The sequence below is a fragment of the Cupriavidus sp. 86D6 genome (genome assembly GCF_057815095.1).
Window position 1 is genome coordinate 1 of record NZ_JBYPSB010000009.1, and the last position, 13,388, is coordinate 13,388.

General features: G+C 65.0%; 14 protein-coding genes. 5 read left to right on the forward strand and 9 right to left on the reverse strand.

What is annotated here, in order from left to right:
- Positions 1–194 (forward strand): hypothetical protein (locus AC3G88_RS19525; protein WP_488893789.1); only part of this gene is annotated, 194 nt, incomplete at its 5' end.
- Between the two features lie 3 nt (positions 195–197).
- On the forward strand, positions 198–1,454 hold the full coding sequence (locus AC3G88_RS19530; RefSeq protein WP_488893790.1) for an SEL1-like repeat protein: 1,257 nt from the start codon (positions 198–200) through the stop codon (positions 1,452–1,454).
- Positions 1,455–1,552: 98 nt separating this feature from the next.
- On the opposite strand, the gene AC3G88_RS19535 is transcribed toward AC3G88_RS19530, so the two are convergent.
- The 4 genes from AC3G88_RS19535 to AC3G88_RS19550 form a co-directional block, all read right to left on the reverse strand.
- Positions 1,553–2,908 (reverse strand): GntP family permease, encoded by a 1,356-nt coding sequence (locus tag AC3G88_RS19535; RefSeq protein WP_488773327.1) that lies wholly within the window; start codon positions 2,906–2,908, stop codon positions 1,553–1,555.
- 157 nt (positions 2,909–3,065) lie between these two features.
- Positions 3,066–3,458, reverse strand: coding sequence for a RidA family protein (locus AC3G88_RS19540; protein ID WP_153947994.1), 393 nt, complete (start codon positions 3,456–3,458; stop codon positions 3,066–3,068).
- Positions 3,459–3,525: 67 nt separating this feature from the next.
- Positions 3,526–4,989 carry an N-acyl-D-amino-acid deacylase family protein gene (locus tag AC3G88_RS19545; RefSeq protein ID WP_488773326.1) on the reverse strand — a complete coding sequence of 488 codons (1,464 nt, stop codon included), beginning with the start codon at positions 4,987–4,989 and terminating at the stop codon, positions 3,526–3,528.
- Between the two features lie 2 nt (positions 4,990–4,991).
- Positions 4,992–5,897, reverse strand: coding sequence for a MurR/RpiR family transcriptional regulator (locus AC3G88_RS19550; protein WP_488893791.1), 906 nt, complete (start codon positions 5,895–5,897; stop codon positions 4,992–4,994).
- A 124-nt stretch (positions 5,898–6,021) separates the two neighbouring features.
- On the opposite strand from AC3G88_RS19550, the gene AC3G88_RS19555 reads away from it, so the two are divergent.
- The 3 genes from AC3G88_RS19555 to AC3G88_RS19565 are packed head-to-tail and all read left to right on the forward strand — an operon-like array spanning position 6,022 to position 8,943.
- Positions 6,022–7,290, forward strand: a complete 1,269-nt coding sequence (locus AC3G88_RS19555) for an amino acid deaminase (RefSeq protein ID WP_488773324.1) — start codon at positions 6,022–6,024, stop codon at positions 7,288–7,290.
- Positions 7,291–7,307: 17 nt separating this feature from the next.
- Complete coding sequence (locus AC3G88_RS19560; RefSeq protein ID WP_488773323.1) at positions 7,308–8,243, forward strand: sugar kinase; 936 nt, start codon at positions 7,308–7,310, stop codon at positions 8,241–8,243.
- A gap of 58 nt (positions 8,244–8,301) precedes the next feature.
- Entirely contained in the window at positions 8,302–8,943 is a 642-nt protein-coding gene (locus AC3G88_RS19565; RefSeq protein ID WP_488773322.1) for a bifunctional 4-hydroxy-2-oxoglutarate aldolase/2-dehydro-3-deoxy-phosphogluconate aldolase, read from the forward strand.
- A gap of 138 nt (positions 8,944–9,081) precedes the next feature.
- On the opposite strand, the gene AC3G88_RS19570 is transcribed toward AC3G88_RS19565, so the two are convergent.
- The 5 genes from AC3G88_RS19570 to AC3G88_RS19590 all read right to left on the reverse strand — a co-directional run bounded on the left by AC3G88_RS19570 (position 9,082) and on the right by AC3G88_RS19590 (position 13,213).
- Positions 9,082–9,213 (reverse strand): entericidin A/B family lipoprotein, encoded by a 132-nt coding sequence (locus AC3G88_RS19570; protein WP_066740471.1) that lies wholly within the window; start codon positions 9,211–9,213, stop codon positions 9,082–9,084.
- Between the two features lie 143 nt (positions 9,214–9,356).
- A complete protein-coding gene (locus AC3G88_RS19575) occupies positions 9,357–10,691 on the reverse strand; it encodes a GGDEF domain-containing phosphodiesterase (RefSeq protein WP_488773321.1) in 1,335 nt (444 codons plus the stop codon).
- A 454-nt stretch (positions 10,692–11,145) separates the two neighbouring features.
- Complete coding sequence (locus tag AC3G88_RS19580; RefSeq protein ID WP_488773320.1) at positions 11,146–12,459, reverse strand: hemolysin family protein; 1,314 nt, start codon at positions 12,457–12,459, stop codon at positions 11,146–11,148.
- 110 nt (positions 12,460–12,569) lie between these two features.
- Positions 12,570–12,917 (reverse strand): HigA family addiction module antitoxin, encoded by a 348-nt coding sequence (locus AC3G88_RS19585; protein ID WP_488773319.1) that lies wholly within the window; start codon positions 12,915–12,917, stop codon positions 12,570–12,572.
- Positions 12,914–13,213: a type II toxin-antitoxin system RelE/ParE family toxin gene (locus tag AC3G88_RS19590; protein ID WP_488773318.1), complete on the reverse strand. Its 300-nt coding sequence runs from the start codon at positions 13,211–13,213 to the stop codon at positions 12,914–12,916. The genes AC3G88_RS19585 and AC3G88_RS19590 overlap by 4 nt, the downstream gene beginning before the upstream one ends.
- Between the last annotated feature and the right edge of the window lie 175 nt (positions 13,214–13,388).

The window sequence follows — 13,388 nt, forward strand, 5'->3', positions numbered from 1 at the left end:
CGCCATTACGCAGACGGTTATGGGAGATTCATACGAAGGGGATGGGGGCGCAGGAGGATGTGGGGAAGGCGTTTAAGGATTGGGCGCACATCCTCGAAGAAAATACGTTACGGCAGGAAGACGGTGAAGCAAGTCCGTACGCCTCGCTCATTGCATTCTTTCGAGATTCGCCAAAGCGCACAAACTTGGATTGATCGATGAAAGTCTTACACGCCATTTTGCCTTTTATTTTCTTGTCCGCATGTTCCAGCAGGGATCCCGCCATGTCGTCATTGCCAAACTTGGAGTCCGTTCGCGTCAATCTGTCGTTCACCTGTTCGCAAGAGGAAACGATGTTGCCTGCACTGGACGCCAATGCTGACGCGCTCTTTCTTTATGCCCGCCATCTGCAGAAGCTGGAAGGCCCAAAGGATTACGATGAGATGGCACGGTATTACCGCATTGCTGCCGCTCACGGACACTACAAGGCCAACCGGAATCTACAGAACCTTTTGGTTTATGGGCAGGCATCGTCGCCAGGCCGATCGAAGGAAGTCATCGAGCTAGCTGGACGTTTGATAGACGAAGGAGTGCCAGGCGGCTATTACGACATTGGCCATTATTTGCAAATCGGTTATGGCCTGAAACAAGATGCCGAGATGTCGTTGAAGTTCTTTAGAAAAGCTGCAGATTTTGGAAGTCCGGACGCACAATACTACGTTGCCCGGCTGCTCGCCCCTCGTAATATGGCACCGGATGTGGCTTTTCAAATGCTTACATGTGCAGTAGCACAAGGTCACGGTAAAGCGGCGGCAAAGCTGGGTTTGCGTCTGAGGAGAATGCATCGCTATGCGGATGCGGTCGACATTTTCCAGAATGGCGTCAGCGCGGGCAACTCACTCTCGGCGCTAATGCTGGAACGTGGGTTTAGCGTACAGCCTTCTTCTGATGGATTGAACAATCTCTCTCTTCCAGCAGACTCCGAGCGTTCTCTCCGGTACGAGCAGATCGGGAATTTTCTTGATCGTTACGAACACCTCAACCCCAAAGTCCCCGACATCGACCAGATCGTCCCGTTGCCGCCGGCCAAGCTGCCGCCGTGGGACGGCACATTCCAGTGGGTACGGGAGCATGACGCTGCAGTGCCGCCCGAGAAGCCGTCCGAGGAACTGGTCAATCGTCTGAGCCAGGCAAGGAATCTCGACCCGGCCACTGGTTTGCCGCTGCCGCCGCCACCGAAACTGCCGTTGGGGACCCGCGCCAAAACCGGTCAGCCTTGTCCGGAAAGCGGTATCTGGTGCGTGCCGGAGGCTGCAACTGTATTTGCCGGGGCAACTCGGCATTTCCGCAAGGGTGACGTCCTGCCGGAATTCGAGATGCCCAAGCCTCGCCGGCTGTCATGGCTGGACGACCTGCTGGGGGAGCGGGCTGTGTACTGGAACGTGTCGTGGAAGCTGATTTCGTACGACGAGTAGGGTTGAAACTTTCGCAGTCTGACTGTCTCGGGTGGTACGGTCAGCCGGCCACGACAGGCGTGGTGAAAGCCACACCTGTTCGATGGCCGGCAACCACCTTACACCACCGTTGCCAGCGCCAGCGTGAACAGCAGGGCCACCACCGAGATGATCGTTTCGGCCACCGACCAGGTCTTGAAGGTCTGGGCCACGGTCATGTTGAAGTATTCCTTGACCAGCCAGAAGCCGCCGTCGTTCACGTGCGACAGGATCAGCGAGCCGGCGCCCGTGGTCAGCACCAGCAGTTCGGGGCGGGTGCCCGGCACGCTGGCCGCGATCGGGGCCACGATGCCGGCTGCCGTGGTCATGGCCACCGTGGCGGAGCCCGTGGCGATACGGATCATCACGGCGACGAGCCAGCCCAGCACCAGCACCGACACATTGGCGTGCGTGGCCACGTCGACGATGGCCGTCGAGATGCCCGAATCGCGCAGCACGCGGCCAAAGCCGCCGCCGGCGCCCACCACCAGCGTGATGATGGCCGTGGGGGCCACGCACTCGTTGGTGAACTTCAGGATCATTTCACGCGTGAAGCCGCGCGCCTTGCCGAACGTATAGAAGCTGAACAGCGTGGCGATCAGCAGGGCCATCACCGAGTTGCCGATCAGCTTCAGGACGTCGTTGGCAAACGTCTTCGGCGTGGCGATCAAGTCGGCCCAGCTGCCGATCAGCATCAGGAACACCGGCAGCAGGATGGTCAGCACCGTGATGCCGAAGCCGGGCAGGTTGCCCTTGGCCGTGGCCGCTTCCTCGGTCAGTTGCTCGGCCAGCGGGTTCACTTCGGGCAGCTTCACGTGCTTGTCGATCAGCTTGGCGAACAGCGGGCCGGCGATGATGGCGGTGGGCACACCGACGATCAGCGCGTACAGGATGGTGTGGCCCATGTCGGCGCCGTAGGCCTGCACGGCCAGCAGCGCGGCCGGGTGCGGCGGGATCAGGCCATGCACCACGGACAGGCCGCAGACCATCGGAATGCCGACCAGGATCATCGACGTGTTCGTGCGCTTGGCCACGTTGAACGCGATCGGAATCAGCAGCACGAAGCCTACTTCGAAGAACACCGGCAGGCCGACGATGAAGGCGATGACCACCATGGCCCAGTGCACGTTCTTCTCGCCGAAGAAGTTGATGAGCGTCAGGGCGATGCGCTCGGCGCCGCCCGATTCGGCCATCATCTTGCCCAGCATGGTGCCAAGCCCGATCACCAGCGCGATATGGCCGAGCGTGCCGCCCACGCCGGCTTCGAACGACTTGACGATGTCACCCATCGGCATGCCCACGGCAAAGCCCAGGGCCACCGATACCACCACCAGCGTGATGAACGGGTTCAGTTTGAACTTGGCGATCAGAATCACCAGCGCGATCACGGCGATCAGCGCGTAAATCAAGAGCGTGGTTCCGGTAACGGCACCCATGTCTCGTCTCCTTGTGGCGGTTGCCGCCCGGCCGGACGGTCCGCTTCCGCTATGAAAATGCCGCGCGTGTCCGGGGTGTCCGGTATCTGGCGGCGGGTTGATGAAGCCGGCCGGCCATCGGTTGGCTCACCGATGCCGGCAGGCGGGGGGTGCGGCTTTAGGCCGCGGGTTTCTTGTAGGCGATGCAGTCCACTTCGACCTTGCAGTCCACCACCATGCTCGACTGCACGCAGGCGCGCGCGGGCGGATTGGCGCCGAAGTATTCCTTGAAGATCTTGTTGAACGACGGGAAGTCGCGCGCATCGTCCAGCCAGACGCCGCAGCGCACCACGTGCTCGGGGCCGTAGCCGGCCTCGGCCAGGATGGCCAGCACGTTCTTGATGGCCTGGTGGGTCTGCGTGACGATATTGCCTTCGACCACCTCGCCATCGACCATCGGCACCTGGCCGGACACGTACAGCCAGCCGTCGGCCTGCACCGCGCGCGCGAAGGGCATGTGCGAGCCGCCCTGGCCCGTGCCGCCTTCGACGCCGAATCGTTTGATATCCATGGGAACTCCTGTTGTGCCTGGTATGGGATTGATGCGGTTGATGCGGTTGATGCGGTTGTTCGGGGATTCAGGGCTGCGGCCGCGTGTGGCGCGGCAGGAAGCGGCCGGCGCGCACGCCGGTGGCCGCACGGTGCTGCCAGGTCAGCTCGCCGTTGACCCAGACCGCCGCAATGCCTTCGGCCGGCTGCATCGGGTCGGTGAAGCTGGCGGCGTCGCGGATGGTCGCCGCATAGAACAGCACCAGGTCGGCCCAGTAGCCTTCGCGCACGAAGCCGCGATCCTGCAGGCCGAAGCGTTCGGCGGACAGGCCGGTCATCTTGTTGACGGCCACGGCCAGCGGAAACAGTTCGCGGTCGCGCGCGTAATGGCCCAGCACGCGCGGGAACGCGCCCCACAGGCGCGGATGGGGCAGCGGATCGTTGGGCAGGCCGTCGGAACCGACCACCGTGGCCGGATGGCTGAGGATGCGGTCCACATCGGCGTCTTCCATGCAGTGGTAGACGGCGCCGGCCGGCTGCAGACGGCGCGCGGCCTCCATCATGTCCACCTGCCATTCGGTGGCGATATCGGCCAGCAGGCGGCCACCCATGTCGGGGTGCGGCTCGGACCACGTCACCTGGATGTCGAAATCGCTGGTCACCTGCTTGAGGTCCAGCGTGGAGGAACTGGCCGTGTACGGATAGCAGTCGCAGCCCACCGGCTGCCAACGCTGCGCGGCTTCCAGCGACTGCAGCACCTCGCCGCTGCGGCCCCAGTTCGGCACCCCTGCGCATTTCAGGTGCGAGATCACCACCGGCACGCGCGCATGGCGGCCGATGCGGTACGCCTCGTCCATGGCATCGAGGATTTCGGCGAATTCGCTGCGCAGGTGCGTGGCGTATAGCGCGCCGGCATCGGCCAGCGGTTCGGCCAGCGACAGGACTTCGTCCGTTGGGGCACTGAATGCGTTGGCATAGGCCAGGCCGGTGGACAGACCCAGCGCGCCGTGTGCCAGGGCGTCTTCGAGTTGCGCGCGCATGGCCGCGATCTCGTCGGCCGTGGCGGCGCGGTCGAAGCGGTCCATATGGTTGCTGCGCAGCGCCGTGTGGCCCACCAGGGCGGCCACGTTGACCGATGGCCGCGCCGCGTTGACGGCATCGACGTAGGTCTTGAAATCGGGATAGCGGAACGCGTCGGCGCGGCCCAGCAGGTTCATCGGGTCGGGCGGGTCGCCGGCCAGCGTCACCGGCGCCGCGCTGATGCCGCAGTTGCCGACGATGACCGTGGTCACGCCCTGCGAGATCTTCGGCGTCATCGCCGGATCGCGCACGACATTGGTGTCGTCGTGCGTATGCACGTCGATGAAGCCCGGCGCCAGGGCCAGGCCGTGGCCTTCCACGACACGCGAGGCGGTGTCGGGATCGATGGTGCCGGCTTCATCGATGCGGGCGATGCGCCCGTCGCGGATGCCGATGTCGGCCATGCGCGCCGCGCTGCCCGAGCCGTCCAGCAGCATGACGCAGCGAATCAGGGTATCGAACAGGTGTGGCATGGTCAGTCTCCCAGCGGCTGGCGGCTGTCCGGGCCGTCGCTGTCATGGCTGACGCCGCGATGGGCGTCGAGCACGTATTTCAGGCGGCGCAGCTTTTCCTTGCTCTGGTCTTGCTGCAGCATCGCGCACTGGGTTGCCAGCACGTCCACCACCATCAGCATCGCGTAGCGCGACGCCGATGGCTTGAAGATGAAGTCGGTCTCCAGCGTCCGCACGGGCAGCAGCACGTCGGCGCGCGCCGCCAGCGGCGACCCCAGCGCCGTCACGGCGATCAGCCGGGCACCGTACTCGCGCGCGATATCGCAACTGGCGAGCATCTCGGGCACGTTGCCGCTGGCGGAAAACGCCAGTACTACGTCGTCCCGCGACAACGTGGCCGCCACCATCTTCTGCAGCAGCGCGTCTTGATACGTCGCCACGGGCTGGCCCAGCCGCGCCAGCCGATAGCGCGCCTCGTCGGCCATGAACGTGGAGCCGCCACCCATGCCGAAAGCGTAGACCATGCGTGCACCAAGCAACAGCCGCGCGGCTTCGGCAATCCGTTCGGGGTCGATCAGCTTGCGATTGACTTCCAGCGTCGTCAGCACGTCGGTGTGGATGCGCTCGGCCATGGTGGCCGGCGAGGCGTCGTCGGCCAGCGCCGGGGCGGGCTGCAAAAACCGTGTGCCAACCGCCGTGGCCTGGGCCAGGCGCAGCTTCAGGTCGCGCACGTCGCGGCAGCCGATAGCCTTGGCAAAGCGCGTCACGCTGGCTTCACTGACGGCGGCCTTGCGCGCCAGTTCGTTGATGCTGGTGGCCGCCGCGCCGGCAAGGTCCTCCAGAAGCACTTGCGCCACCTTTTGCTCGGCCAGCCGCAGTGACGGGCCACGCTCGGCAATGCGGGTCAGGATGTCGAACGGTGCGGTCATGGCGGATGGCGAGGGCTGGCAGGCCGCTGGGCCGACACAGCATGTTACTTTATAACAAGGATGAAATATCGTAGTTTCAAGGCTATGATTACGTCAATTGAATTTTTACAAGGTGATGCCAGCCATGCGTGAAATAAAGTACCAGACCGGCATGATCGATCCGCTGAACAAGGCACTGGGCCGTCTGGACGCACCGCTGACACCGGCCGAAGCGGGTCAGCCGGGCTGGCATCTGCTGCGCGAGGAACTGAGCCTGCCGGCCGCCGTGCTCTACGAAGACAAGCTCGTTCACAACCTTCAGTGGATGAGGAAGTTCATGGGTGCCTATGGTGTGCAGTTGGCGCCGCATGGCAAGACGACGATGGCGCCGAAGCTGTTTGCGCGGCAGCTTGCCGAGGGCGCGTGGGGCATCACGCTCGCCACGGCGCAACAGACCGCGGCCGCCGCCGCGCACGGCGTGAAGCGCGTGCTGATGGCCAACCAGCTGGTCGGTCTCCGCAATATGGAAATCGTGGCCGATCTGCTACGCGATCCTGGCTTCGAATTCTTCACGCTGGTGGATTCGGCGGCCCTGGTCGACCAGCTTGGCGCGTACTTCCAGGCCCGGGGGCAGACGCTGCAGGTGCTGCTGGAACTGGGCGTGGAAGGCGGCCGCACCGGCGTACGCGACGCCGCGCAGCAGGCCGAGGTGTTGCAGGCACTGTCGCGCTGGCCTGACGCGCTGTCGCTGGCCGGCGTCGAGGTCTATGAGGGTGTGCTGCAGCAGGAGGCCGATATCCGGCGGTTCCTGCAGCGCACCGTGGCCGTCACGCGCGAACTGGCCGCCGCCGGCCGCTTCGGCCGCAGTCCCGTGGTGATGTCGGGCGCGGGCTCGGCATGGTACGACGTGGTGGCTGAAGAATTCGCCCGGACCGATATTGGCGCGCCGATCGACATCGTGCTGCGTCCCGGTTGCTACCTGACCCACGACGTGGGCGTCTACCGGGCGGCACAGGAACGTATCCTGGCCAGCAACCCGGTGGCGCAAAAGATGCGCGAGGGCCTGTTGCCGGCGCTGCAGCTGTGGGCCTATGTGCAGTCGATTCCCGAGCCCCGGCGCGCGATCATCGGCATGGGCAAGCGCGACGCCGCGTTCGACGCCGGCATGCCGATTCCGGCGCAGATCTATCGCCCCGGCGCCGCCGCGCCCGTGGCGGCGCCGGCCGAATGGAAGGTGACCGGCATGATGGACCAGCATGCCTACCTGGAAATCGCCGCTGGCGACGACATTCGTGTCGGCGATATGATTGCCTTTGATATCTCGCATCCCTGCCTGACGTTCGACAAGTGGCGCCACATCCCCGTGCTGGATGGCCAGTTGCGCGTTATCGACATCGTGCAGACGTTCTTCTGAAAGAGAGGCACGCGTTCATGAGTATCGACATCCTTGCCTACGGCGAACCGCTGGTCGAGTTCAACCAGCAGCCCGATGATCCGACCCGCTACCTGCAGGGTTTTGGCGGCGACACCTCCAACTTTGCGATTGCCGCCGCGCGCCAGGGCGCGAGCACCGGCTACATCAGCGCCGTGGGTGCCGACAGCTTTGGCGAGCGGCTGCTGGCGTTGTGGACGCACGAGCGGGTGGACACGCGGCACGTCAGCATCAATGCCGCGGCCCCCACCGGGGTCTATTTCGTTTCCCACGACAATCACGGCCATCGCTTCGACTACCTGCGCGAAGGGTCGGCGGCCAGCCGGTATCACCATGAACAGCTGCCGTTGGCGGCCATTGCGCAGGCGCGCTATCTGCATCTGTCGGGTATCAGCCTGGCCATCAGCACGTCGGCCTGCGACGCCGGCCTGGCGGCGATGGAGCATGCGCGCAAGGCGGGCGTGCAGGTGTCGCTGGACACCAACCTGCGGCTGCGCCTGTGGTCGCTGGCGCGGGCGCGCGGCATCATGCGCGAGGCGTTCTCGATGACCGATATCTGCCTGCCGAGCTGGGACGACATCACCGTGCTGACGGGCCTGGATGACCGCGACGCGATCGTCGACCACCTGCTCGCCTGCGGTGTAAAGGTGGTGGCGCTGAAGCTGGGCGAGGAGGGCAGCTACGTGGCCACGCCCGAGTCGCGCACGCTGGTGGCGCCGTATCCGGTCCGGCCGCTCGATGCCACGGGCGCGGGCGACTGCTTCGGTGGCAGCTTCGTGGCGCGACTGGCCGCGGGCGCCGATCCATTCGAGGCCGCGCGCTATGCCAACGTGGCGGCGGCGTTGTCGACCACCGGCTACGGCGCGGTGGCGCCGATCCCCACGGCCGAAACGGTGCTGGCCCGCCTGGAGCGGGGCGTTTCCGTCATCGCCTGAACCGGCCCGGGCATACCGGGTCTGACGGCTCAGGACAATGAATATTATGAATACTGTCATGCAAATCCAACCTTCTCCGCTGATCGAACGCCTGACCAACGTGCCGGTGATTCCGGTGCTCGAATACCACTCGGTGGACGACGCGCTGCGCATCAGCGAAGCCCTGGTCGAGGGCGGCCTGCCGATGCTGGAAATCACGCTGCGCACGCCGGTGGCGCTGCAGGCCATGGAGGCGGTGGCCAAGGCGTTGCCGCAGGCTGTGGTGGGTGCCGGCACGGTGCTCACTATCGATCAATTGCGCGCGGTGCGTGACGTCGGCGCGCAGTTCGCCGTGTCGCCGGGGCTTACGCAGAAGCTGGCCGATGGCGCGCAGGGCGCCGGCATCGCGCTGCTGCCGGGCGTGGCCACGGCCAGCGAGGCGATGTTTGCGCTGGAGTGCGGGTTTTCGTTCCTGAAGTTCTTCCCGGCGGAGGCTGCCGGTGGCGTGCCGATGCTGAAATCGCTGCATGGCCCGTTGTCGCAACTGAAGTTCTGTCCGACGGGTGGCATCGACCTGGCCAAGGCATCGACCTACCTGGCGCTGCCCAACGTGGTGTGCGTGGGTGGTTCGTGGGTGGTGCCGAAGGACGCCGTGGCAGCGAAGGACTGGGCGCGCATTCGCAAGCTGGCCGAAGAGGCCGCGCAACTACGCAAGCCCTGAGTCAAGGCGATGAGACAGCGCTGGCGGTAAGAATTACAAAGCCGGCGCGATGGCGGGCGAGATCCCTGCAAAGCAACAAGGGCGCCACTGGCGCCCTTGCATGCATCGCGGGGTGGTGGCGATGACGAAAATTGGAGATTACTTCGATTTCTCGGCCGAATTCTCAAGCTTCTGTCCACCCTTCTGGACATCCTGCCCCAGACCGGACATCGTGTTGCAGCCTGCGAGCAGCGTGGCAACCAGCACGCACCAGATCCATCCTTTTTTCATCAGAGGCTCCTTTCGGGGGATAGTGAGAAGTGGGCACAGTGTATCGTCGCCCCGATCCCCGCCGATGCAGGATGTGTGCCTATTTGGCGCTACGAAGATGTCTGACAGACAAAGACCGACACCGGCACCTGGGGCTTCGCGGCTCAGGGCTTGAGCAGCAGGCGGGCACGTTCGGTGACGGCGGCGTGCGTCTGCATGAGCCACGGTGCCGGAAACGGTTGCGCCAGCAAAAAGCCCTGCATGGTGTCGCAACCCCAGCTGCGGATCACATCGAGCTGCGCCTGGGTTTCCACGCCCTTGGCACAGACCGCCACCCCGCGCGCCTTGGCCCACTCGCAGGCACGGCGCAGGCTTGCCGCCATGTCGGGCTTCTGGCTGGCATGGCCGAGATGGCGCGCGTCGAGCGTCACGATATCGGGCTGCACCAGTGAAAGCGCCCGCAGGCTGGCCGCCGAGTCGGTAAAGTCCGCCAGCGCGATAACCACGCCGCCATCGCGCAGGCGCTGCGCCTTGTCGGTTGCCTCGGCGGGGGGCACGATATCGACCGGCACCTCGACGCAGATCTGTCCAGGCCTGACGTGATGGGCGTCGATGGCCCGACGCAGCATGCAGATCGTGTCATCGGCCTGAAGCTGGGAGCTGGTGGCCAGCAGCGTGAACTGCAAGGGCCCGAGCGTTGCCGTATCGCGCAACAGCTGCAGCAGCTGCTGGAGCGTCCAGCCGCCAATCACATTCATCAGGCCCAGGGCTTCGGCGGCCGGCAGGAAGTCTTGCGGCGCCACGCGACCCAGAACCGGGTGCTGCCAACGCAGACGCACCGTATAGGCGGTGATCGCGGCGGTGGCCAGCGACGCACGCGGCTGCAGTTGCAGGCTCAGTTCGCCACGTTCGATGGCGCTGGGCAATGCCGCCAGCAGCGTCGCCATGCGCGGCGTGGCGGGGCGGCTGGCCGTGCCGATGCCGGCGCCACCCCGACGGTTGACCTGCAGCATGGCGTCGAAGGCCTGCTGCAACAGCCGTTCGGTGCCGGTGTCGGGCTCGTCCACGGCACTGCCGATGCTGCACGATAGATACGCTTCGAAGCCGCCCACCTGGAAGGGCCGGCCAAGTTGGCAGGCCACTGCCTCGCTCAGCGAATGGGCGCTTTCGGCGCTGTCGGGCAACACGCAGGCCACGCCAAGATCGGCCGGCCCCAGCCATTGCATGGCCACCGGCATGCTGGTCACCGAGGTGACGCGGGACTTCACCTGGGCGCGGAGGTCGTGCGCGCGCTGCGGCCCGATGCTTTCACAGGCGTGGGCGAAGCGGTCGAGCCGGATCACCATCACGGCCAGCAGGTGGGCCGGGCCGAAGTGCGTGCGGTGTTCCTCCAGCGCGGCCAGAAAGGACACCGGCTGGATGGCCTTGGAGGGTGGGTCGGCAGGTGACCCGCTAGCACCGACGCCGGGCGTCGGCGTGTCTTTGGTGTCAGGATCCATCTATTACCCGTGCTGGCAGCGAGTTCATTTGTGCATTGGCCGCCCGCGATACATCGGACTGCATTCCCGTTCATGCGTGAAGGCGCGCGTTCCACATCCGACAAGCGCGCTCGTTTTCATTATTTTTATGATGACGCGGCCCGTCATCTAAGTGGTACTACTTAGTTGTTGGGCCGCATAGCTGAGATCATACGGCAGTGACGAAGAATTTCGGCGAACGCCGATGTTGGCGTGGCGCGTGCGGCGCACACGTTTTGATTTCAAACAACGATCTCAATTGTCGCTACCTTTGTTATCTTGACCATCGAGGGGGATTGGCGATAAAGGGCGGCCGCGCAATGGAGCCCGAAGTCGGCCGTGATGGCCGTCCCGCCGAGGAAAAACGGCAAAGAAAAAGGGCAAACAACAACGGGCGCATGGTGCGCCCGTTGTTGTTTCATTTTGTCGGCCGGTCTCAGCCGGTGGTCTCGGACTCCGGGCCGTCTTCCGGCGGTACCCTGGAGGCCAGCACCTTGTCGATGCGTTTGCCGTCCATGTCGATGATCTCGAACTTCCAGTCGTGCCACTGGACCGTATCTGCCGTTTGCGGCAAGCGGCCCAGCAACAGCAGCAGCATGCCCGACAGCGTGTGATAGCGCTCCTTGTCTTCCTCAGGGACGGCGCGCAGGCCCGTGCGGTCCTTGAGTTCCGGGATCGGGATCAGGCCGTCCAGCAGCCATGAGCCATCGTCGCGCTGGATGGCCCATTCCTCGCCAGCCGTTTCCGTCTTGAACTCGCCCGTGATGGCCTCGATCAGGTCCTGCAGCGTGACCAGGCCCAAAACCTCGCCGTACTCGTCGATCACGAACGCGATCTGGCCGCCCGAAGACCGGAAGTTCTCCAGCAGTTCCATGCCGGTCACGCTTTCCGGCACGAACACGGCGGCCTGCAGCACGGCGGTCAGGTCGGCCTTTTCCCCGCGCAGGCGTCGGGCCAGCAGCTGGCGCGCGCTTACCACGCCAAGGATGTCATGCATGCCGCCGCGCACCACGGGAAAGCGCGAATGATCCGATTCCTCGATGCGGCGCAGGTTTTCGTCCTCGGAGGACTCCACGTCGAGGTAGACCACGTCGCCCCGGGGCACCATCAGCGAGGCCAGCTGGCGGTCGTCCAGCCGGAATACGTTACGCACCATCGTGTGCTCGTGGCGTTCGATCACGCCCGCTTCGGAGCCCTCCACCAGCAGCGCGTGGATCTCTTCCTCGGTCACGGCCGGGCCGCGATCGGACTTCACGCCCAGCATGCGCAGCACCAGTTGCGTGGAGCCGGACAGCAGCTTGACGAACGGCGTGGACGCCACGGCCAGGATCGAAATCGGGCGCGCGGCCAGGCGGGCGATTGTTTCGGGTGCCATCTGGCCCAGGCGCTTCGGCACCAGTTCGCCCAGCACGATGGAGAAATAGGTCAGGCCCGCGACGACGATGGCGGTGGCCATGTAGCCCGCCGTGGTGGACGAGATACCGAAGCCTTGCAGCCATATGGCGAGCGGGGCGGCCAGTGTCGATTCGCCGACCACGCCGTTGAGCACGCCGATCGACGTGATGCCGATCTGCACCGTGGACAGGAAGCGGGTCGGGTCCTCGCCCAGTTTGACCGCCTCGATGGCACCGCGGTCGCCCGCTTCGATCTGGCGCTGCAAACGGGCCTTGCGGGCTGTCACCAGCGCGATTTCGGACATGGCGAACAGGCCGTTCAGCAATATCAGCGCCAGCAGTATGGCTATTTCCATCAGGATGCGCGCCCTGTGCGCGCGGGAATTGAAAAGTCAGAGCATACCATCCGCATGTGACGCCGCATCGCTGCAGTGACGCGGACGTCACCCGAATGGGTGTGCAGGAATCATGCCGTGATCGGCTGGACGTCCCGTTCGATCGCCGCTCCGGCATAGGCCTGGGCCATGCGTAGCGCATGGTTCGCTTCCAGCCGCACCCAGAACTCGGCCGACGTACCGAAAAAGCGGGCCAGCCGCAACGCGGTTTCAGGCGAAATGGCGCGTTCGCGCCAGAGAATGCCCTCGATCCTGGTCACCGGCACGCGCAGCGCCACGGCCAGCGCGCCCGCCGACAACGCGTTGGGCACCATGAACTCATGCAACAGGATATCGCCGGGCGGGGTAGGCGGCACGGGGTCGCCGGTAACGTAGCTGCTGAAGTCGCTGCGCGACAGGTCGTCTCGCTTGAGGCTCATGCGTCCTCCTCGTCGGCCGGGCACTGCGCCACCTCGACATCCCAGGCTTCGCCGTTCAGGAAGCGGAAGCAGAGGTGCCAATCCCCCTCGATACGGACGCGCCACAGGCCGCGGCGGCGGCCGCGCATCGGCTCCAGTTCGTTGGCCGGCGCGGCGGCCAGGTCAGGCGGGCACACGGCGGCATCCAGCATGGCCAGCTTGCGCATGGCGCCGGCCTGGATGGCGAGCGGCAGGGTGTGTACGGCATGGCCACAGAACAGCGCGGCCGTGGACTTGTTGGCAAGGGAACGGATCATGGTCGGCCCGCATCGGGGTAGCGGGAGGCAAAGGGAAAGTGGTCATGCTAGGCGGGACGGGGCGGAATCGAAATGCGACGAATCTGAAAGAGGTTCGATCGATGTCTGAATGGCGTGAGGGCGGATGAATGGCGGCGATTACCTGGCAGGTAGTCGTGCAACGTCCGGCCATGTG